Here is a 20884-nt window from a genome sequence, read left to right as displayed (position 1 = left end):
AAGAAAGTTGAGACAGGAAGGTCGCGAGAGAGGCGTTCCAAGCATTTTAAAAGTCAGATCTCGCTATTAGCATAAATTGTTGTATCACATATAAAAAAGACAAGTCCTAGTTTTATAAGGATTTGTCTCTTTTTATTTTAATGCTATATTACAAAAGCCTTTTGGTCTTTTACATATCTGATTCGAGCCGCTCTATAACATGACTTAAATCTGAGACATCTTTCTTCTCTTTGAACAATGCAATTGCCTGCTCATGTGTCATGGCATCCTCAGTCGAATAGTTTATTAAGGTTTCAGTCAATAGCTCCGCATACGAATCTAGTTCATCTTCATCGCTTGAATCTTGAACACGTTGACGCAATTCGTTGACCAATCCTTCAAGGTGTTGAAGTCGTGTCAACCACATGTAGTAAGCCGCAAGTCGCTCGTCTTCATCATCTCCTGCGATAGTCTTTCGAATTTCATCCATCGTCGGATAATCGGCAAACACATCATCGTACGATAATTCAATTTCATCTTCGTCTTTACTTCCTCGTCTAACAAGTTTTTCGAGGAGTAAATCGAAGCTTTCCGCTACGAGATGCGTTGTCTCAACTGAAATATCCAAACACCAAATTTGTGGTTCATTAGGGTTGTCATCAAAATCAAAGTACCACATATAACTACCTTCGCCCTCTCCGAAGAACATCATTTGTCCTGTTAATCCCCATTCGTTCAATATGGACACGCCGTGTTCAAACTCCTCGATTGTTAACGGATTGAATCGATACAAAGGTAGATGAAGACCCTCTTCTTCATCAGACCATGTGTTCTCGAAATCAACATTCACTGAATCGAATACAAGATCCCCTCCATTTTGTTCTTCTAACTTTTCGATGTATTTTTTAGGAAGGCGAGCGCCTAATTCTTTTTCGATTTGTTTTACGTCTTCTTTATTTAGTAATAAAGCAACCTCATCTTCTAATGATTCATCCCAAAAATTCATCAAAGCACCTCTTTCACTACATTTGTACATATTTTATATACTCCTTAACACTATACGCTATATTTTTTAAAATTTGGCACGATCGAGAATCGAATGCTGACGAGACGTAATTTAGAATACGGAAACAGAACGGTCTACGGTGCATTTCTATTAGACAAAGCGCTATCGCTCTGTTCCATGCCTTTGAAAGGATCATTTGTCGCTTTATTGATTCCAAATAAGACAGCAAGAACTAATAAGTAGCGTTATAATGAAGGACGCAATGACAGACTGAATGAAAAGGAGTACACCTATGAAGATTTCTTACATAACGATTCCCCTTTCCGTCTTATTGATGGCAGGATGTACAGATACGGAGACAACCTCACCTTCACCAGATCAAACAGAGCAAGTGACGCAACAGGACGACGCGACTACACAAAAGACTGATGCGAAGAAGGCTTCCGATCAACCTCCTGAAAAAGAGGCTGATACGATTACAACCAAGCAACCAAAGGAGACGAAGGCATCAACGGAATCAAAAACGACGAGTCCGCAGGATTCTTTCACAGGATATAAGAAAATTGCGGTCGATGGCGGAGACCTGTCCGGCAGTCGTCAGGCGAATGTCGTCGTCGACATCGGGTTCGGTGACCGGAAATACTGGGCGTTCACGAACGAATACGGTCAGCTGGTCCGCGTCATCGCGAAGAAGATCGTCCTCCAGGATGATGCGACGGAAGACGTCACGCGTGATGGACGCTACTACTCCGATGAAGCGAAGGTACCTGGAGTCGAACGCGCAGATCTCGATGAAGGACATATCATCGCCGACTCGCTCGGTGGCGTCTCGAACGCCTACAACATCACTCCGCAGGACAGTACACTGAATCGTCATGGGGACCAGGCGTACATGGAGGACGTCATCCGCAAGGCAGGTGGCGCGACAAACTTCGAGGCGCAAATCACCTATCCAAATACGTCTACGATGATTCCATCCGCGTATCAGTATACCTATACGGTCCGTGGAAACACTGTCGTCGACCGGTTCAAGAACGACAATCCGGACGAGACGAATGCGGCACTCGGTTTAACTAAGAAAAAGGAGACAAAACAAGAAACGACAGCGAAGTCGACTCCCGATACTGCAGCGACCGAGGATGTCTCGCGCGTCGATACCGACGGCAATGGTCAAGTGACGATCCAGGAAGCGAAGGACGCAGGCTTCATGATGCCAATCACCGAGAAGCATTGGCTGTACCAATATATGCGGGACAACGACCATGACGGCATGGTCGGAGAATGAATCTCTAGTCCAATCAAATAGCCGAAACATAATGAGGTAGTGACGAGGTAATCGTCGCTGCCTTTTTTGTTCCCAGGAACAATCGAATTGATGAGATGTCGAAAAAGCGGATTGAAAACGAAAGAAATGAGGAACATAATAAGAACAAACGTTCTTATTATAAAAAGGAGTCATTTCGATGAGTTATGAAGATCGGGGTAATAAGAAATGGATTCCGTTTCTGATGCCCGAACATAAAGGATTGCTGAAACGCTATTACCAGGAGGTCCATCATTTCAAGTTCGAGGATACGGAGGGACCAATCGATGGAACGATCGAGAACGCGTTGAACGACGCCATCTTCAGCGGAGACATCGTCACGGTGACGGCGATGAATGGTCCGTTGACGCATCGTTTCGATGCCTTCGTTGAGAAGCTCGACTATGTGCAGGAGGAAGTCCACCTCGTCAAACGAAATCTCGATATCGAAATCGTTCCGTTCAAGCAAATATTAAGCGTTACTCTAACGGAGTGAAGAAAAAATCATGGTCAAAATAAGGACGAATGACTATGTTAAATTTGAACATCATCTAATCCACTTTTGGCATCACATCATATTTTGTGAAATTACAAATGTGTCTAGGGCTTCATTATATAGAAAGCTATCGGAAGAGAACAAATAGTTCAGTCCTATTCCATTAATTGGCCAGATAATGTTATGTACTTAAAGTCTTATGCAGTTTGGTTATTTTGTTATTAGAATTGGGTACTCCAATTCTTTTTTTATGAATTTTTTTACTCATTCAAAAAAACACTTGAATGAATTATTAAAAATAGTTACACTATATTCAAATAAACACTTGAATGATATTGGGGTGAGAATGTGATTAAGAAAGATACTTGTGAAATTTATTGTTATGACGAAGAAAAGGTCAATCGAATACAAGGTGATTTACAGACAGTAGATATTTCTAGTGTTGCCCAAATGTTAAAAGCTATTGCAGATGAAAATAGAGCAAAAATTACCTATGTTTTATGTCAAGATGACGAACTGTGTGTGTGTGATATAGCAAATATTATAGGTGTTACGGTTGCAAATGCCTCTCATCACCTGCGAACGCTCCATAAGCAAGGGATTGTTAAGTTTCGAAAAGAGGGAAAACTTGCATTTTATTCATTAGATGATGAGCATATCAGACAAATTATGATGATTGCATTGGCACATAAGAAAGAGGTGAAGATCAATGTCTAGTGGGAAAGCAAAACTGTCTGAAGAAGAAATGAAAGCCTATCGTGTTCAAGGATTTACTTGTACTAACTGTGCAGCCATTTTTGAAAATAATGTTAAAGAACTTCCCGGTGTTCAGGATGCGAAAGTAAATTTCGGAGCATCTAAAGTTTATGTTAAAGGGACGACAACCATTGAAGAATTAGAAAAAGCAGGAGCATTTGAAAATTTAAAAATTCGAGATGAAAAAGAACAAAGGGTAGAACGAGAACCTTTTTGGAAGCAGAAAGAAAACATTAAGGTATATATATCAGCTCTTTTACTTGTAGTTAGCTGGTTCTTAGGAGAGCAGTATGGTGAAGAGCATGTTCTACCGACAATTGGTTATGCAGCGTCCATTTTAATCGGTGGATATTCGTTATTCATTAAAGGTCTCAAAAATCTAAGCAGATTAAATTTCGATATGAATACGCTTATGACTATTGCAATTATAGGAGCTGCAATCATTGGTGAATGGGGTGAAGGGGCAACCGTTGTTATCCTATTTGCGATTAGTGAAGCATTAGAGCGTTATTCAATGGATAAAGCACGTCAATCTATTGAATCTTTAATGGATATTGCCCCAAAAGAAGCGTTAATTCGACGAGGCAATGAAGAAATGATGATTCATGTTGATGATATTCAAGTTGGAGACATCATGATTGTTAAGCCCGGTCAAAAGTTAGCAATGGATGGAATAGTGGTTAAAGGTACATCGACATTAAATCAGGCTGCGATTACAGGTGAAAGTGTTCCAGTAACGAAAACCACAAATGATGAAGTATTTGCAGGAACCTTGAATGAAGAAGGGTTACTTGAGGTTAAAGTAACAAAACGAGTTGAAGATACTACTCTTTCAAAAATCATTCACTTGGTAGAAGAAGCCCAAGCAGAACGGGCCCCTTCTCAAGCGTTTGTCGATAAATTTGCAAAATACTATACACCAGCTATTGTCATACTAGCTCTTTTAATTGCGGTAGTTCCACCATTATTTGGCGGAGACTGGAGCCAATGGATTTATCAAGGCTTAGCTGTATTAGTGGTTGGTTGTCCTTGTGCCTTAGTAGTCTCAACTCCAGTTGCTGTGGTTACAGCAATAGGAAATGCAGCGAAAAATGGTGTTTTAATTAAAGGTGGTATCCATTTAGAAGAAGCAGGACACTTAAAAGCGATAGCCTTTGATAAAACAGGAACATTAACCAAAGGGATTCCTGCTGTAACAGACATTGTGACATATGGTAGAAATGAAAATGAATTAATGACCATAACAGCAGCCATTGAAAAAGGATCACAGCACCCTCTTGCTTCAGCGATTATGCGAAAAGCAGAAGAAAATGGATTAAAATTCAACGAAGTAACAGTAGAGGATTTTCAATCCATTACAGGTAAAGGCGTTAAAGCCAAAATAAATAATGAAATGTATTATGTGGGAAGTCCAAATCTTTTTGAGGAATTACACGGAAGCATTTCAAGCGATAGGAAAGAAAAAATTGCCGACATGCAAACTCAAGGTAAAACGGTGATGGTGTTAGGAACAGAAAAAGAAATTCTTTCGTTTATTGCCGTAGCCGATGAAATGAGGGAATCGTCTAAAGAAGTTATCGGCAAGTTGAACAATATGGGAATCGAAACAGTGATGCTAACAGGCGATAACCAAAGAACGGCAACAGCCATCGGAAAACAAGTTGGTGTTTCGGATATTAAAGCTGACTTACTTCCAGAAGATAAGTTTAATTTTATTAAAGAACTTCGAGAAAAACATCAAAGTGTGGGGATGGTCGGAGATGGCGTGAATGATGCTCCAGCCCTTGCGGCATCTACCGTTGGTGTAGCAATGGGTGGTGCTGGAACTGATACAGCTTTAGAAACGGCTGACATCGCCTTAATGTCTGATGATTTGAGTAAATTGCCATATACAATAAAATTAAGCCGTAAGGCTTTAGCAATCATCAAGCAAAACATTACCTTCTCTTTGGCGATTAAATTAGTGGCATTACTTTTGGTCATGCCCGGTTGGTTAACACTTTGGATAGCTATATTTGCTGATATGGGAGCAACTTTACTTGTAACATTAAACAGTTTACGCTTATTGAAAATCAAAGAATAGGTTCTAAAATGGGCGTCAACTATCGGGTGCGATCATTGAAAACAATGTTATGCTTCAAAAGGGATATTAACAGGAAATATACAACTAAAGGACGCTTTAACTGAGCAACGGAAAAAGCCAAATTTCTCAATTGATGTTGAGAAATTTGGCTTTTTAGTATGGGAATTTCCTTAGCATTGTAAATCCGCATTTTCCTGACGCTACCCCCTTATAGAACCACTCTCCCCAACTACCAAGTTGGAGTAAAGGTGGGACGATCATCAGCAACAATGCACCTAGGAAGACGAACGGTGTATACACTTTCGCGAAACGATCGATGAACGCTTCACTCGGTGCTTTATTATCCTGCGCTTCCTCGACCAGTTCAATGATGTGCGCAAGCGTCGTCTCTTGATACGTCTTCTCGACGATCATGTCGAACGAACGATCCATGTTGAGCGTTCCGGCAAATACGTGATCGCCTTCCTTCTTATCGACAGGAATCGATTCGCCCGTGATCGGTGCTTGATTGATGGTCGTCGTCCCGTTCAGGATCGTGCCGTCCAGTGCAACCTGATCACCTGGTCGAATCCGGAGGATTTCTCCGACTCGCACCGCTTCCACCGGTTTACGTCTAACGTCCCCGTCCGTCAGCACGAAGGCTTCCTTCGGAGACAGTTCGATCAGTTTCTGAATGGAATTGCGCGTCCGCGCAAGGGAGCGATTCTGAAGCAAATTGCCGATGGCAAAGAGGAAGACGACGGTCGCTCCCTCGAGCCACTCCCCGATACATGCGGCACCGATGGCTGCTACGCTCATCAATACTTTCATGTCGAGTGAGCGGGCACGGACGGCATAATAGGCACTCCGGAAAACTCTCCCCCCACTGAGGATCAAGGCGATACCGTACAAAACATTCGGAAGATACGCTACTCCGCTCGTTTGGATGAGCAATCCCAGACCAATCAAAATCCCGGACAGGATCAAGGAGATCCCCTCGAACGACCGGACCGGTGCCTCGGACGTTTTCTTTCCCTTGACGTATCCATCGAAACCGATCTTGTTCAGCTCGCTTTGGACTTGTCGAGCATCCAGCTGATGGTCGATTTCCATCTCCCCACGGGCAAACGAAAATGTGACGGTCTGGACATTTTGCATCTTTTGAAAGTGTTGTTCGATCGTCTTAGCACAGCTACTACAGTCCATCCCGGAAACGGTGAATGTTTGGACGAGCTGATCTGATTTATCGGGAAGGGGCGGAAGCGATGACCGCGCTCTATCTGATCGGCGATACGCTCCTCTACGGTTGTCTTGCGCTGTTGATCGGTTTCTTTTCCGTCCAGCTCATCCCTCGTTCTTACCGACCTGACGTATCGCTTTCAATCCGCTGGGTTCGCATGCTCATCGTGCTGATGCTGTTATCCTTTTCCCTGTCCGTCTTACGAATCGTACTGTATTTATATGAAGAGATCGGTTTTTGGATAACACTGCAATCCGTGTTACTTACATTCGAGGCAGGGAACGCTTGGATTCTGATGGCTCTCTGGAGTGTACTCCTTCTCATCGTCATCAATCGTTCATCACTCAGTCCTGGACGTATAAAACTAGGGGTATTCCTTGTTATGGCGATGGTCGTTACGTTCGCGTGGTCCGGGCACGCCTCTAGCATCAAAGGGGCAGAAGGCATGCTCGTACATTCTATTCACGCACTCGCCGTCTTCATCTGGACCGGTGGATTGCTCATACTCGGCTTTTGGAGTCCATCAGACCGTAACTGGGGCATCTTCCTCGAATGGTTCAAACCACTCGTGACGCTATGTTTCTTACTGATCGTCGGTTCCGGCATCTATCTGATGTCTGTCGTCGTGCAGGTAGAGGAGTATTCCGATTCCTGGATTTTACCGTATGGACAAGCCTTACTCTGGAAACACGTCCTGATTCTACCCGTGCTGATCATCGGTATCATGAACGGGAAGTGGAGTTACGCGTCTCCTGAACGATCGTTTGAAGTCCGACGGATGCGGATGCGCATGGAAGGCATCTTGATCCTGCTTCTCTTCACAGCGACTGCGTGGCTCGGTCAACAGGAACCCCCTCACTCGATCAAGGATACTCTTCAATCCAGCGGGGCTGGTCCACTGTCAGGGTTTCTTTTCCCTAGCTTGCGTTTCACCTATTCTGATATCCGGTTCGAGCCGACCATGATATCCCTCTTCTTGATGGCAATCAGCCTCCTTTTCGTGGGATTGTTGGTGTACGTCATCCGATCAACCCAAGACTCCATCAAGACCCTCTATCTTGGATTAGGCGTCTCGATCTCATTATTTTTCGCAGCGTTGTATAGTATTTCCGTGTATTTATGATCCTCCACATGAGCATTTCAGCGTGTGCGACGTCTTATACAAAAAGAAAGGCATGCGATACAGCAGTCTTTCTTTTTTCATACTTATTCATCATTTTCATACTAGTTATAACAGGTTCAATCCTATTTTAAATCGGTGCCATTTCTAGACTACTACTGGAATATGTATTACAATGTATTACAAAGGAGCTGATAATCATGAGTACCATTTCCGTACGTCTGGATGACCAGGATACACGACTCATCAAAGAATATGCGAAGGCAAAAAACATCACGATTTCTACACTCGTTCGCGATGCCGTCCTCGACCGCATCGAAGACGAAATCGATTTACAACTCTATCATGATTCGATGGCAGCACACCGTAAAAAATCAGAAGCGATCTCTTTCGACGATATGATGAAGGAACTTGATTTAGAATGACAGCATTTACGGTAGAGTTTGAGCGCGGAGCTCAAAAGTCTCTCAAGAAGATGGATCCTCAACAAGCGCGGATCATCATGTCCTGGATCAAGAAGAATCTGGTCGGGACGGATGATCCGCGTCGTCATGGTAAAGGACTCGTCTCGAATCGCTCGGGTGAATGGCGGTATCGCATCGGTGATTATCGTCTGATTGCTGACATTCAAGATGAAAAAGTCGTGATTTTGATTCTCGAGATCGGGCATCGTCGTGATATCTATAAATAAGACAGGTAGAACTCACATCTGAGGAAATATGTGAGTTTTCTTTTTTTGTTTTTAAAACGACCGTTTTGTATACAAAAATGATTGTTCTTTCACAAGTGTGTATCTAGTTAATCAATCATGATATTCAAAATCTATAAACTCATCTTTTTATCAATATGTTTTTTAGTAACAGATTATACGTAAATAAAACAAACAAGAACTATGTGGATGTTTCGACATCGAAATGTATACGCAGTTCTTGTTATTGATAAGTTTATTGAAATAATACAGGAACTTGTATCTCAAACAAAGATTCATCCAAGCGATCTGTTACAGAGACATCTACTTCTACCATTTGGATGGATTGACCATCAATCGAAAGTTGATTTTCTTCGATGTAAGCTTTTAACTCGCCTATACTCCCTTTACGATCCCATACCTGTCCAAAATGACGGAGACACACAAAATAGCCCGCTGGAACACGGATCAGTTGGGATGCTGGATAATCGTTCAGGAATGCCGTCTGCGCTATCAAAGTGGAGGAAGGAATAGCATTCTCTATCATTTGTTTCTTCGCATCAAACAACAATCCTAAAAAACTTCCTGCCACAAAGGGGACATGTCGTTCTAATAAATCCTCCATCTTGATCGCAGCGTAGTTTAATTCGATGTCATTTGAGACTTCCATATGCGTCGTTAAGAAGTGACGTTCTTCTATATAGCGAACGCTAGGTCGGGGTGTTGCGCCTTCTGTTGCGATTCGCTTGAGATACATTGTTTTTTGCTTCAGACTACTCTCGATTCGAATCAATTGTTGAATTTTTTGTTGTAGCTTGTTCTGATGCTTTTCCATAATGGATAAGGATTTTTCCAAGTTTCGTTCATCTAGGAAAGAGCGGATTTCCTCTAAACTGAGTCCAATCTCTTTTAATTCTCGAATCGTTCCTAATACTTCGTACTGATGGATGGAATAATAACGATAGCCAGTTATTGAATCGATACGATGCGGTTTGATCAAACCAATCCGATCGTAATGCCGTAATGTCTCGGCTGTCATATGCAGTAATTTTGCGATGTTCAAGATCAAATGGATTAATCGGTAATGAATTAGAAAACAGGAAAAGATTGTATATGCTTCGACATCGAAACGTATACAATCTTTTCCTTTTAGTAGATCACATCTATAACGTCCCCCCATTTCAATTACAAAATGACGGGTCGTCTACAATCTGAGAAGACATCACCTAGGTATTCCCTCTTTTGCTTCAAAAGCAACTATTAATCTTCTATTCCGAGATCTTCTAATTCAGAATCATAAGCTGGATCATCTAAAATTTCTTCAGCTGTTTCCTTAGCTTCTTTTATGATACTTGTTCTTTCCTTTAACGATAACTGACCTAAAAATTGACTTTCAGTCATTCCGTTTGGAAATGCAGACTCTTCTGATGTCCCACTATTTTCTTCAATATTATTAAGGGATACAAGTTTCATCGAATTAGAGTCATTTCCCTTAGCCATGAATGCTTGAACTTGCATGCTTGAACTAGATGATTTTGTAGGTAAATTTTTATTATTATAGTAATTGATTCCTCTGATTATACTTGCCTGATCATTAGGATCATCAAAAATATGATTTGTACCATTTAACTTTGGCAGTTTCACTATAGATTTGTACAACACCTGCAGCAGTTTTCAATTGAGTAGTAGTAAAGCCTGCAAATTTTCCTACATAACCATAATGCATATTCCCTAAATCTTCGCCTTTCATTGTGCGACCACCGAAAACATATCTTTCGGTCGTTCCATAAGCATGCTTGTAATCCCATGGTCCTCTACTCTTTACTTTGCTAGCAAAAAAACGACCCGTTCCAACAGGAAAAGTTATATCTGCAATCTTATATTGATAAGCTCTTGCAGCATTTTTTAACATGATTGATGAGAATGAAGAAGTGACATTCCCTCCCGGATTTACTACACCGTAAGCACTTACCGTGCCCTCAGCAGATTCTACTTCTTCAGCTTTAACGTTTGAATACGAACTTAATGTAATAGCTAACAAAGCTAAAGACGATATTAAAATACTTTTTTTCAATTTAAGCTCCCTTTCATTGGTATATGCTATAGGATAAAATTATTAATAGAAATACTGTTTTTTACAAAAGGAGTATATCTATTTTTAAATATTTGTAATAGGAGGATAGAAATGAAAAAAAGTATTTTTACTTTATATCTAGCAACAATCTTGGTATTTTTCTTTATCTACAACTCATTTTTTAACAAAGATTTTCATTCATTCTTTTTAGACAATTTTTCAATAAACCCTGTTATGTTTTCAGTTTTTTTAAGCGCATTTTTTGTTTTGCTTTCTTTTTTAGCAATGTTTAAAACAACTATAAAACAAAAAATTGGGCTTACAATTAATCTCTTAATTAATCTTACTTTTATGATTATTACTTTAATCATTACATTAATTGCATTACCTTTCTCATAAAACATACTAATCTTTAATAAAAGAAAAATAGAGAACTTCATGCTTATTCAATTTAAAACACCATGCTAAATACCTTTAATTGAACTGAAACAGAATGGTAGGGACTCACAGAAAACCCCTTTTAGGGGTTTTCTAATCTTCATTCGAGCATAGATGTTCGTCTCGCGACATTAAAGGGGTATACGCGGGTCATACGCTTATCTCAGCTGATCATGTAGAGAGGGTTTCAAGCGTCGTACTTATCAGCTAATCAATCGTAAGCTATCTTAAAATTGAATGGGTTAGTTGCTAATAAATCTTTTTTCTTGCTTAAGTGTATATTTTTCTTGAGGTTAGAAATCGTCGTGACGTTTAATGAAGTAATCACTATTTACGATTTCCGGTTCACGCCATGTCGACTCAACTCCAGTCCGACCTATTGATGTATCTCATAAAACCTCATTTGAAAAGACTATAAACGTGAATATACGTTGAGTACACATCAACTTTACTAATCAGTTCTCGAATAGCCGATAACGAGTATTCCAGGTCCACCCATACTCTTAAATCATGATCAAAGTACAAAGATTCATTTCTGATTTTCCCAAATGAATTTTTGTCATCAAAATCGATAACCCAATCTAGATTATCGTGGTTTATCTGAGATTCCATATCATCAAAACTACTTTTGGAGTCTATACTGGCCTGATGAAACCATTCCCAAATAATTTTCCACTTTTGTACGAGCTTATCCACTAAATAATGTCCCCATACGACATCCTTGCGATTAAAACCAAAACTGAATGTATGAATTCCTAAATTTGATTGTAGACATAAAACTACTTTAGTATCCTTAAATGTTTCTGAGTGTACATCTAAATAAAAACCTTGATCAAAATTAGATGAAAATTCATCCAAGGATTCAATCTTCCCATCTTCATTCTTAAATTTCAGTTCTATCGAATCAATTTTTAGAACGATGTCATCCACTATCCATACCTCCATAACGGTTATTTCAGATAAAGTTGATCCATAATCAATTTTCTATTCTAATGAGACATATGAAAAGAGCGTATACAATTCGATGTCGAAATGTATATGCTCCTCTGTAATCCAATCTTTCATAAACCTATTTTCTTAGAGAGGGCGATTCGCTTACTTATTCATAGAGTGATTAATTTTCTGTTCCTTCCAACTCTGAGATTATCTCTCGGATAGCTGGGAGTGAATGATCAAGGTCGACCCAAACTTGAAAATCATGCTCAAAGTAAATCTTTTCTCTTCTCATTTTTTCGAACGAGTTTTTATTATCAAATTCAATCATCCAGTCCATATTTTTGTGAATGTCATCGATTTCATCGACTTCTCCGGCATCCATGTACATCCGGACTTCTTCAGGTGATGAGTTGAGAACCGCTTCATATTCTTTACTCGTCTCACCAAAACGGCTCTTTACCATTTCAAAAATTGACGGATATTTTCTAAGCTGTTTATTAGAATCGAAATGAGCTTGATTATACCATGTCCAAATAAGCGACCATTTAGCCACGAGCTCATCAATCAGATAGTGGCCCATATCAATATCCATTCTATCGAATTTGAAATAGCATGAATGTGACCCATAATTTGAGACTATATCCATGATGACCACTGAGTCATTCACCGTTTCAGGATGTTCAAAAAATAAAATTCCTCTTTCGAACTGCCTTGAAAATTCTTCAATCGATTGGATTCGTCCATCCCGACATTTGAATTGCAGTTCAATCTTATCAATTTTTAAAACTTGATCATTCACGTGATTAAAACCTCCATAGTTGATAAACTGGATAGAATTGATCAATGATCAATTCTCCATTCGGTCCCTTTTTAAGACCTATTTTAAAGCGCATACCATTATAATCGACTTTAAAAGTCAATCGATTTTTTCCTAGGGTATTTCTTTTTAACAGTACCTCTTTGACTAACTCTTTATCCTTTAAACATTTTGACATCCAGTCTACTATCTGACTATAGCTCGTACCGTTCGGGAAAAAAGTTTGCATGTCATATGCTCCGAACGTCCCATCCCATACTCCGGTATGATGTCTTCTTAGTACATGCTCTAACCTTTCTGGAGTTAGATACACAGGTCGTCCGAGAGATTTTTTACCTAATGAAAATTTTTATGTATCAAATAACGATACGCATTTTTTCCGACCTTTCCATCGGCATTTTTAGGATTAAATTTGATACTTGCCATCAGGCTCTTTTTTTACGCTTCTTTCTCATTTGGTTCTTAATCTAACGAGACACCCATTTTGCTACTTAAAAAAAGTTAATACGATCTCAAAACTTATTTTTGCGCGAAATTCACTATGAGCAAGAACTTTTTTAATCGAACTGAGAAGTCGCTTTTTTTATGATTCAGAATTGTTGAGCCTACTTAGAAGTTAAATTGTGTACACAAAACATAAAAATCAAAACACTTCTGAAAATTTTTACTTCTGACTACAGACTAAACAACTTTTAGCTTGTACCGATACTACTGTCTGTATGAAACAAACTCAGGAGGATTGTATGCAAAGCAAACGTAAGCACTCACTAAAAAACAGACTTTCTCAAATCATCGGTATCATTCTACTCTTGTTTTTCTTATTTAGTAACGTTGCTCTTTATTTCAATACTACACAAACGGCACTCTCTACTCTAAAAAAAACAGCTATCCAAGATGTACAGCGGATTGCAAATCAAATTGATCCCACAACATATGAGCGGTTTCTCACTCAACCTGAAAAAGGAACAGATTATGAGAAGCTTCGTTCTCAGCTAGATAACCTTCGTCAGCAAAATGGACTTCTTTATACGTATACGGCACTCGTAGAGGATGAAAACGTCAAACTCATGGTAGATGGTAGCTCTTCAGAGAGTGCTAGTGACATTGGAGCACCTGCAACCGGTGCTTCTTATAAGGACGTCAAAGACGTTCTTTTAGGCAAGACACATGCAACTGACATCATTGAAGACGAAAAATACGGAAAGTATATCAGTGTCTTCGTTCCAATTAAATCTCCTGATGGTAACGTTATCGGCATTTTAGGAGGGGATATTTCAGCAGACGAGGTACACGAATTAACGATGGCTCTTGCCAAACAAAACTTCCCGCTCTTCTTTTTAGGTCTCGTTTTATTCTTTAGTATCACATTGATATACTTACGATGGATTCTTATGCGTAAGCTTGATCCGATTCGTATACTCCAAGAGGTCGCTCAATCCATTGCAGCAGGAGATTTAAAAAACGCTGATTTTCAATTGCAAGACTTGAGAGTGAGCGCCAACGATGAGATCCACTCCCTTGCAGTATCGATGCAAGACATGAATGACATGCTGAGTAAGATGATTGGTGAAATAAAAAAAACTTCTACATTGATTACTCAAACTAGTGAAACCATCGACTCCAGTTCACAGGAAGTACTCGATGGGTCGACACAAATCGCGCATACAATGACAGAGATTGCCGTAGGAACCGAGAGTCAGACTCATGTGACTCATTCTCTCAATGAAGAGATGAATGCATTCGCGGATTTGATTCAGAGTACAGATCATGTCAGTGCAAATATCAATCAAGCAACTGTCGAGATGAACGAATTGACTCGTGAGGGTCGTGCGCACATGCACCAGTCTGTCGAACGAATGAACGTCATCCACTCTCACGTCCAACGTTCGACAAACCAAGTTCAGGAGCTGAATCGACAATCGGAGGAAATCCAAGGTCTTATTTCCATCATCCGTGATATCTCTGAACAAACCAATTTACTTGCCTTAAATGCAACAATCGAAGCAGCACGAGCTGGTGAGCAAGGAAAAGGATTTGCTGTCGTCGCCTCTGAGGTCAAAAATCTCTCTATGCACGTCGCTGAAAACGTCAGTCAAATCTCTTCCATAGTCAATAGTGTACTCGTGAGTACTCAATCGATGGAAAAAAGCTTCACGGAGACAGTTTACGAGACAGAGGCTGGTAAAAAATCAATCCTTGATACGGATCAATCCTTTAGCCGATTGACAGAACATGTCGAAGTCGTTTCTCAGTCTTCTCAACATATGGCTCTGCAAATGCAAAATGTCCTTCTCTCAGAAAATCGTATTCGGCATGCACTAGGCAAAATTGCCTCCGTCGCAGAAGAGCATACTGCTGGGAACGAAGAAGTCGCTGCAGCATCAGAGCAGATGATTGGTACGGTGACTGCTCTGCATGATTTAGTCATCACTCTAAACGAAACGACAGATGCCCTAGAACAAGGGACAAACCGTTTTAAGATCTAATTTACAAAAAAAAGCATCCCTTCTGTAGTAGACTGACCTAGCACTATGAGACACATATAAAACACCTTGATTAGGCTGCCTGTACACCGTATTTTTTCGGTGTCAGGTAGCCTAATTTTTCTTGGATTCGTTCTTCGTTATAGTAATTTAAGTAATTAATAACGCGTTCAGAGACCTCATGGTCTCTTAGTGAATTAAATTTGACGTACTGGAATTCCTCGGACTTTAAATTAGAGTGGAACGATTCGATAACTGCGTTGTCCCAACAGTTTCCTCTACGAGACATGCTGCTTGTTAGGTGATTCCTTTTAACGAATTCTTGAAAGGCGTATGACGTATAGACACTTCCTTGGTCCGAATGAAGGATGACCCCTTCGGGATAGTTTCGATTCTCAAGCGCTATCTTCAACGTATCAATCACAAGAGACGTTTGTTGATGCTCGTATAACTTGTATGCGACGATTTCGTTATTAAAAAGATCCATGATGGTGGAAAGATATTTCGTCGTGCTGCCGTATTGGATATAGGTGATATCCGTCACCCACTTTTGATTCGGTTTACTTGCTGTGAAATCGCGCTTGATGAGATCCGGTGCCGTTATGATGCGCTCGAGACTTCCATCTTCCTTCGCTTCGGCTTGATCCGACATTGGAGATGGTGTTTTTGCATGATTTTCTGTACGGTATTCCGATTGGCTTTTAACTGATAGATTTGCTGTAATAATGCCTTTATTTTTCGATGTCCATTCCGATACTTCGTCTGTTTACTTAGTTTAATGACGGTTTTTTCGAGCACCGAAGGTGCTTTCACAGATTCCTTAATCCAACGGTAATAGCTTGCTCTTGGTACATTCAAAGCGCTAAGAATGGCGGTGCTTGTATACTTTCTCCGAAGAAACTCTACAATTTTTATGACTACTTCTTTCTCAACTCTCTTTCGATTTCCATGTACTTTTTTAAGATCTCATTTTCCATCTTCAGATGTGACATTTGTCGTTCTCTCTTGTCATCCTCACTCGCAGAATCTGTACCATGTCCATAGGTATATTGTTTACCGATTGGCTGATCAAATCGATAATGTTCGTTAGAGCGATACCATCTCATCCATGTTTTGATTTGAGATTCATTTTTGATTCCGTACTTCTCCATGATTTCTCTCGTCGTTAACTTACCACTCAGCTTATCTTTGACTACTGCCCATTTCACTTCACTTGAATATACGTTTTTGCCCATGCAAAAACACCTCCGATGTTAGTACTTTTTAAAAGTGTACCACTCCGAAGGTGTTTTATATTGTCTCAAAATTTTAGGTTAGCCCAGTAGAATAATTCTACGTAAGGGATGCTTTTTATGAGCTCGTGGTTTTTAAATAAAAAATTACCAACTTTATAAGATTAACTATATTTTCTTAAAGAAGTTAATACTTAACGTAATTAGGTTGGTTTACCAAAGTACGGTTGTTTATCCATGGTCCACGTAAAGATTTGTGCCCGTGTATGACGATTCGGATCGTATAAAGGATCACCTTCGATATCTGTGTATGTCCGTGCATGATAAACAATAACATCTTGTCCTTGTTCATCGACCGTAAAGCTATTGTGTCCTGGTCCATATTGACCAGCCTCTTCGTTCGTCGCAAATACGGGAGACGATGATTTTCTCCATGCATTCGGATTCAATAGATCTGCGTCTTCTGAAGCACTCAACATACCCATGCAATAATTCTCATCCGTTGCACTGGCAGAATACGTAATGAAAATCTGTCCATTGCGTTTAAGAACTGCGGGTCCTTCGTTTACAAGAAAACCTTTTGTCTCCCAATTAAGCTCCGGCTTTGTCAACATAACTTGCGGCAATTGAATGGTCCATGGGTTCTCTAAAATCGCAATGTAGAGGTTCGAATTTCCTTCGATGGAAAAATCTTTTTGCGCCCAAACTAAGTAATGAACATCTCGATGTTCAAAGACGGTCGCATCAAGCGCAAATGAATCCCACTGTGTTTGAATTTGTCCTCGTTCTATCCATTCGCCTTCTAGAGGGTTATCGGAACCATTTTCTAAAACGAACATTCGGTGATCAAAGAGCCCATTTACAATCTCACGTGACTTCGCAGCTGCAAAATAAAGATACCATTTCCCGCGAATACAGTGTAACTCGGGTGCCCAAATCAAATCACTCATAGGACCACTATCAGGTTTGACCCAAGCTGTCACCGCTTTTACATCTTTTAGTTCATAAAGAGATCTAGCACGACGCAATTCGATTCGATCGTATTCGGGAACGGATGCTGTGAAATAATAATAACCATCAGAATGAAGATACACCCATGGATCTGCCCGTTGCTCTAAAACAAGATTGCGATCCTCTATCTGGTTCATCGTATGACCTCCTCGTTGACCATCCTGTTTTTAAAAACAGGCATATCTCCCTGCCAAGAAAATGGTCGTATATACGTATGGCGATTCGGATCCCATAATGGATCACCTTCGATTTCTTTATAGTTCCGCGCGTGATAGACAATTATATCGGTCCCATCTGCGAGTGTCGTGAAACTGTTATGACCTGGTCCGTATTCATGAATTGACTCATTTGTCGTAAGAACGGGTTGCGGGTATTTTTTCCAATGAGTGGCATCTAACATATCTTCTTTTTCATCGATACGAAGAAGACCTACACAATAGTTATGATTTGTTGCACTTGCCGAGAACGTCACATATATATGTCCATTCCGCTTCATAACAGCAGGTCCTTCGTTTACAAGAAAGCCGACTTTTTCCCATGAATATTCAGGTGTCGCAATCATTGTCTGAGGTCCTGTCAAGGTCCAAGGATTCTCCATTTCAGAAATATAGAGATTTGAATTCCCTTCGATTTCAGGATCTTTCTGAGCCCAGATGTAATACAAACGTTTCTCGTGTTCAAAGATAGTCGCATCCAGGGCGAACGATTCTTGCCATGTCTTGATTTGTCCTTTTTCCACCCATTCGCCTTCCAAGGGATTGGCGGAACTATTCTCGAGAACGTACATGCGATGATCAAAAATCGCATCTTCACGCGCGGCCGCGAAATAGAGGTACCATTTTTCCTGGATATAGTGCAATTCTGGCGCCCAAATGTTGGCGCTCATGATTCCGGTCGAACGTTTCTGCCATACGACTTTCTCTGTTGCTTCAGTCAATTCTTCGAGCGTTTGAGCGCGACGCAGTGGAATCCCGCTAAAATCAGGTAAGGAAGCCGTAAAATAGTAATAGCCATCTGTATGATGCATAATCCATGGGTCCGCGCGTTGTTCTACGAATGGATTTACGATTGCCTCTGTCATAATGAACGCTCCTCTGTGTCAAAGTAGGTCGTCTGTAAGCTCATCTGTTTTAACAAGGTGTGCCTTTCGCGAAGCCGATACGCTTCTCTCTTGCTACTCGCTAGGAGAAGGGGTGAAATATCGATTTCCTCTGGTCGAATCGGGGCTTGTAATGCATTAAAAACGGACTCCATCTTCGGTCGTGTCGGAAGCTGATTCGCCCACTCCTCTAGCTCCCTCGGTACAGTAGAGTGCTCTTGAATCATCGTTTTATAGGTATCGATGAGTTCCATCGTCGCAATTGCAACTTTAGTGCCATGCAAGACCGCCGGACGTTCGTGTGTCAAGAAGTCCATCTCCCAGTAATGAGAGAGGTGGTGTTCGCCACCAGATGCAGGATGTGAATGTCCAAAAATTAACATCGCGATTCCTGATAAGATCAATGAATTCATCAGCTGATCTAAACCTTCCGCTTTTTCTTCATAGATATCTGGTAGAGCTTTCACGCAATCGAATAAGGCTTGTTCTGTCAATCGAGCAACTACAGGACAAAAAGGTTCTTGTCCATCAAAGGCACCAAAACGCCAATCCAGTAAGGAGGTGTACTTTCCGAGCATATCCCCGACACCTGCCGCCACTAACGACCGAGGTGCATCACGGATAATGTCGCTTGGGATGAATACTGCAATTGGTGAGACGAGCTGATAGGTGATTTTTTTCCCTCTTATAATCAAGGGGGCTCCTTTTGAAGTAAATCCATCCACTGAAGGAGCGGTCGGAACAGATAGAAACGGGATTTTTGCTTTCGCAGCACAAAACCGCGTCACATCATGAATCGTACCTGCTCCGAGTGCAATTAATGCATCCACACTATTGTCCAATTCGAGCATTACTTGTACAACTGATAGTTCATCAGCTGAGACGTCCCCTTGTTTGTTCGGTGAGAGCGTGACTAAGGTTACATCAATTCCTAACGTCATCAATGCTTTCTGCAACGGGGAATAACCGACCGTCTGCGTAGTGACATCAGCAATGACGAGAAGGCGCCGCCACTCTTTCTTCTGCACAAACTTGACTAGCGATTGCCACACCTTTTCCGAGGCATTGATTTGCTCAATCGAAATCGGATGGTGTGAATTTCCACAAGAACATGTGGCAACCTGCTTTTGTATCTGTTCGAGGTTCATCGACTGACTCCTTTCCCGACACGATATTCCGTTTCCCAGTGATACGTCTGCCCCGCTGATAATCGGATAGAAGGAAAATTACTGTGATGAACGGCATCGGGAAGATGTTGCGGCTCCAGACAAACACCATAATATTTTCGAGATCGTCCCTCACGTAACATCGTTTCTTCATTCATCTGGTTCCCTGAATAGAGCACGAGAGCAGGCGCAGTCGTAGACAACGTCAAGGAGCGCTTACTTTCAGGATCGTACAGCGTCGCTGTTCGTTGGTCGTCGAACAAGAAAGGATGATCATAACCATTGACGAGTTGATTTTGTGGATGGCTTGAAGCTGGACCATTCCCTAGCATTCGTCCTGAACGGAAGTCAAATGGGGTCTGATCGACATCTAATAAGCGACCTGTAGGAATCAAATCGTTTTGAAGCTCAGCAATTTGATTAGCCGGTAACGTTAGCTCATGCTGTAAGATGTCTCGTTTTCCACTACTTAAATTGAAATACGTATGATTTGTCATATCACACACCGTATCCGTGTCACTGATTGCCTCATACGTAATCTTAACGCCGTCTTCTAACAACACAAACGTAGCTCTAACATCAAGTGCACCCTTATAGCCATTCTCACCATCAGAACTTACATACCGAAGAATGAGATGATTGTTGGATACGTCTTCCACTTTCCAGAATCGACAGTGGAGACCATCTCCTCCGTGAAGATGATGCTTCCCTTCGTTTTGAGGCAAATGATACGTCGCACCGTCCATATCAAATGTCCCGTTCTCGATTCGACCAGCAACACGTCCGATGGTCGCGCCCAAGTAATACGTATCTGTCTTATATTCTTCAACCGTATCGTATGACAAGATGAGGTTTTTCCACCCCTCATCCTGAATCGAAAACTCTTGCAGGGTTGCTCCATATGTCAAAATACGCAAACGACACATATCGTTCTCGAGCGTAAACGCTGTCTGATCTATTACTTCTTGTCGTTCCATC

The 20884-nt window shown here is 40.9% G+C and carries 20 protein-coding genes and 1 pseudogene; 9 read left to right on the top strand and 12 right to left on the bottom strand.

Features of this window, described 5'->3' with window-relative positions; all coding sequences use genetic code 11:
• Positions 1-169: 169 nt before the first annotated feature.
• Positions 170-985, bottom strand: coding sequence for an SMI1/KNR4 family protein (locus KNQ06_RS15845; protein WP_215148838.1), 816 nt, complete (start codon positions 983-985; stop codon positions 170-172).
• 292 nt (positions 986-1277) lie between these two features.
• Here KNQ06_RS15845 and KNQ06_RS15840 point away from each other — a divergent pair, with 292 nt between their 5' ends.
• From KNQ06_RS15840 to KNQ06_RS15825, 4 genes are all read left to right on the top strand, one after another.
• Entirely contained in the window at positions 1278-2270 is a 993-nt protein-coding gene (locus KNQ06_RS15840) for a DNA/RNA non-specific endonuclease (RefSeq protein ID WP_215148836.1), read from the top strand.
• Positions 2271-2448: 178 nt separating this feature from the next.
• On the top strand, positions 2449-2784 hold the full coding sequence (locus KNQ06_RS15835; protein ID WP_035413056.1) for a YolD-like family protein: 336 nt from the start codon (positions 2449-2451) through the stop codon (positions 2782-2784).
• 348 nt (positions 2785-3132) lie between these two features.
• Positions 3133-3501 (top strand): ArsR/SmtB family transcription factor, encoded by a 369-nt coding sequence (locus KNQ06_RS15830; protein WP_215148834.1) that lies wholly within the window; start codon positions 3133-3135, stop codon positions 3499-3501.
• Positions 3494-5623 (top strand): heavy metal translocating P-type ATPase, encoded by a 2130-nt coding sequence (locus KNQ06_RS15825; RefSeq protein WP_215148832.1) that lies wholly within the window; start codon positions 3494-3496, stop codon positions 5621-5623. The genes KNQ06_RS15830 and KNQ06_RS15825 overlap by 8 nt, the downstream gene beginning before the upstream one ends.
• 153 nt (positions 5624-5776) lie before the next feature.
• On the opposite strand, the gene KNQ06_RS15820 is transcribed toward KNQ06_RS15825, so the two are convergent.
• On the bottom strand, positions 5777-6808 hold the full coding sequence (locus tag KNQ06_RS15820; protein WP_215148830.1) for a heavy metal translocating P-type ATPase: 1032 nt from the start codon (positions 6806-6808) through the stop codon (positions 5777-5779).
• Positions 6809-6822: 14 nt separating this feature from the next.
• Here KNQ06_RS15820 and KNQ06_RS15815 point away from each other — a divergent pair, with 14 nt between their 5' ends.
• The 3 genes from KNQ06_RS15815 to KNQ06_RS15805 all read left to right on the top strand — a co-directional run bounded on the left by KNQ06_RS15815 (position 6823) and on the right by KNQ06_RS15805 (position 8653).
• Positions 6823-7965, top strand: a complete 1143-nt coding sequence (locus KNQ06_RS15815; RefSeq protein WP_214859077.1) for a copper resistance D family protein — start codon at positions 6823-6825, stop codon at positions 7963-7965.
• A 197-nt stretch (positions 7966-8162) separates the two neighbouring features.
• The gene (gene relB, locus KNQ06_RS15810; protein WP_026829710.1) at positions 8163-8387 is read left to right on the top strand and encodes a type II toxin-antitoxin system RelB family antitoxin; all 225 of its coding nucleotides are present in this window, start codon (positions 8163-8165) and stop codon (positions 8385-8387) included.
• Entirely contained in the window at positions 8384-8653 is a 270-nt protein-coding gene (locus KNQ06_RS15805; RefSeq protein WP_047395636.1) for a type II toxin-antitoxin system RelE family toxin, read from the top strand. Before relB ends, KNQ06_RS15805 begins: the two co-directional genes overlap by 4 nt.
• Positions 8654-8906: 253 nt before the next feature.
• On the opposite strand, the gene KNQ06_RS15800 is transcribed toward KNQ06_RS15805, so the two are convergent.
• The 3 genes from KNQ06_RS15800 to KNQ06_RS15790 form a co-directional block, all read right to left on the bottom strand.
• Entirely contained in the window at positions 8907-9830 is a 924-nt protein-coding gene (locus KNQ06_RS15800) for a MerR family transcriptional regulator (RefSeq protein ID WP_285800523.1), read from the bottom strand.
• 80 nt (positions 9831-9910) lie between these two features.
• Positions 9911-10294 (bottom strand): hypothetical protein, encoded by a 384-nt coding sequence (locus tag KNQ06_RS15795; protein WP_215148826.1) that lies wholly within the window; start codon positions 10292-10294, stop codon positions 9911-9913.
• On the bottom strand, positions 10254-10724 hold the full coding sequence (locus tag KNQ06_RS15790) for a polymorphic toxin type 44 domain-containing protein (RefSeq protein WP_215148824.1): 471 nt from the start codon (positions 10722-10724) through the stop codon (positions 10254-10256). The genes KNQ06_RS15795 and KNQ06_RS15790 overlap by 41 nt, the downstream gene beginning before the upstream one ends.
• Positions 10725-10835: 111 nt before the next feature.
• Between KNQ06_RS15790 and KNQ06_RS15785 the strand changes: the two genes are divergently transcribed.
• Complete coding sequence (locus tag KNQ06_RS15785; protein WP_215148822.1) at positions 10836-11123, top strand: hypothetical protein; 288 nt, start codon at positions 10836-10838, stop codon at positions 11121-11123.
• A gap of 438 nt (positions 11124-11561) precedes the next feature.
• Here the strand turns inward: KNQ06_RS15785 and KNQ06_RS15780 are convergent, their stop codons facing one another.
• On the bottom strand, positions 11562-12092 hold the full coding sequence (locus KNQ06_RS15780) for a hypothetical protein (protein ID WP_215148820.1): 531 nt from the start codon (positions 12090-12092) through the stop codon (positions 11562-11564).
• A gap of 184 nt (positions 12093-12276) precedes the next feature.
• Positions 12277-12897 carry a hypothetical protein gene (locus KNQ06_RS15775; RefSeq protein WP_215148818.1) on the bottom strand — a complete coding sequence of 207 codons (621 nt, stop codon included), beginning with the start codon at positions 12895-12897 and terminating at the stop codon, positions 12277-12279.
• 761 nt (positions 12898-13658) lie between these two features.
• Between KNQ06_RS15775 and KNQ06_RS15770 the strand changes: the two genes are divergently transcribed.
• Positions 13659-15401 (top strand): methyl-accepting chemotaxis protein, encoded by a 1743-nt coding sequence (locus tag KNQ06_RS15770; RefSeq protein ID WP_215148816.1) that lies wholly within the window; start codon positions 13659-13661, stop codon positions 15399-15401.
• 70 nt (positions 15402-15471) lie between these two features.
• Here KNQ06_RS15770 and KNQ06_RS15765 read toward each other — a convergent pair.
• The 5 genes and pseudogenes from KNQ06_RS15765 to KNQ06_RS15745 all read right to left on the bottom strand — a co-directional run bounded on the left by KNQ06_RS15765 (position 15472) and on the right by KNQ06_RS15745 (position 20883).
• A pseudogene (locus KNQ06_RS15765) lies at positions 15472-16633 on the bottom strand (IS3 family transposase).
• Between the two features lie 200 nt (positions 16634-16833).
• Positions 16834-17778, bottom strand: a complete 945-nt coding sequence (locus KNQ06_RS15760; RefSeq protein WP_215148814.1) for a glycoside hydrolase family 43 protein — start codon at positions 17776-17778, stop codon at positions 16834-16836.
• A complete protein-coding gene (locus KNQ06_RS15755) occupies positions 17775-18722 on the bottom strand; it encodes a glycoside hydrolase family 43 protein (RefSeq protein ID WP_215148812.1) in 948 nt (315 codons plus the stop codon). Before KNQ06_RS15755 ends, KNQ06_RS15760 begins: the two co-directional genes overlap by 4 nt.
• A complete protein-coding gene (locus tag KNQ06_RS15750) occupies positions 18719-19888 on the bottom strand; it encodes a sn-glycerol-1-phosphate dehydrogenase (protein WP_215148810.1) in 1170 nt (389 codons plus the stop codon). Before KNQ06_RS15750 ends, KNQ06_RS15755 begins: the two co-directional genes overlap by 4 nt.
• Positions 19885-20883 carry an aldose epimerase family protein gene (locus KNQ06_RS15745; protein WP_215148808.1) on the bottom strand — a complete coding sequence of 333 codons (999 nt, stop codon included), beginning with the start codon at positions 20881-20883 and terminating at the stop codon, positions 19885-19887. The genes KNQ06_RS15750 and KNQ06_RS15745 overlap by 4 nt, the downstream gene beginning before the upstream one ends.
• Position 20884 lies beyond the last annotated feature (1 nt).

The organism is Exiguobacterium sp. s91, from assembly GCF_018618915.1.
Taxonomy (GTDB): domain Bacteria; phylum Bacillota; class Bacilli; order Exiguobacteriales; family Exiguobacteriaceae; genus Exiguobacterium_A; species Exiguobacterium_A abrahamii.
Note: the sequence above shows the minus strand (reverse complement) of the source record. Positions and strands in the feature narration are given on the sequence as shown.

What these genes read in the sequence shown, in the direction of transcription:
- KNQ06_RS15845 (WP_215148838.1), bottom strand. Translation starts at nt 985, where the DNA reads ATGAATTTTTGGGATGAATCATTAGAAGATGAGGTTGCTTTATTACTA.
- KNQ06_RS15840 (WP_215148836.1), top strand. Translation starts at nt 1,278, where the DNA reads ATGAAGATTTCTTACATAACGATTCCCCTTTCCGTCTTATTGATGGCA.
- KNQ06_RS15835 (WP_035413056.1), top strand. Translation starts at nt 2,449, where the DNA reads ATGAGTTATGAAGATCGGGGTAATAAGAAATGGATTCCGTTTCTGATG.
- KNQ06_RS15825 (WP_215148832.1), top strand. Translation starts at nt 3,494, where the DNA reads ATGTCTAGTGGGAAAGCAAAACTGTCTGAAGAAGAAATGAAAGCCTAT.
- KNQ06_RS15820 (WP_215148830.1), bottom strand. Translation starts at nt 6,808, where the DNA reads ATGGACTGTAGTAGCTGTGCTAAGACGATCGAACAACACTTTCAAAAG.
- KNQ06_RS15815 (WP_214859077.1), top strand. Translation starts at nt 6,823, where the DNA reads ATGTTTGGACGAGCTGATCTGATTTATCGGGAAGGGGCGGAAGCGATG.
- relB (WP_026829710.1), top strand. Translation starts at nt 8,163, where the DNA reads ATGAGTACCATTTCCGTACGTCTGGATGACCAGGATACACGACTCATC.
- KNQ06_RS15805 (WP_047395636.1), top strand. Translation starts at nt 8,384, where the DNA reads ATGACAGCATTTACGGTAGAGTTTGAGCGCGGAGCTCAAAAGTCTCTC.
- KNQ06_RS15800 (WP_285800523.1), bottom strand. Translation starts at nt 9,830, where the DNA reads ATGGGGGGACGTTATAGATGTGATCTACTAAAAGGAAAAGATTGTATA.
- KNQ06_RS15785 (WP_215148822.1), top strand. Translation starts at nt 10,836, where the DNA reads ATGAAAAAAAGTATTTTTACTTTATATCTAGCAACAATCTTGGTATTT.
- KNQ06_RS15770 (WP_215148816.1), top strand. Translation starts at nt 13,659, where the DNA reads ATGCAAAGCAAACGTAAGCACTCACTAAAAAACAGACTTTCTCAAATC.
- KNQ06_RS15760 (WP_215148814.1), bottom strand. Translation starts at nt 17,778, where the DNA reads ATGAACCAGATAGAGGATCGCAATCTTGTTTTAGAGCAACGGGCAGAT.
- KNQ06_RS15755 (WP_215148812.1), bottom strand. Translation starts at nt 18,722, where the DNA reads ATGACAGAGGCAATCGTAAATCCATTCGTAGAACAACGCGCGGACCCA.
- KNQ06_RS15750 (WP_215148810.1), bottom strand. Translation starts at nt 19,888, where the DNA reads ATGAACCTCGAACAGATACAAAAGCAGGTTGCCACATGTTCTTGTGGA.
- KNQ06_RS15745 (WP_215148808.1), bottom strand. Translation starts at nt 20,883, where the DNA reads ATGGAACGACAAGAAGTAATAGATCAGACAGCGTTTACGCTCGAGAAC.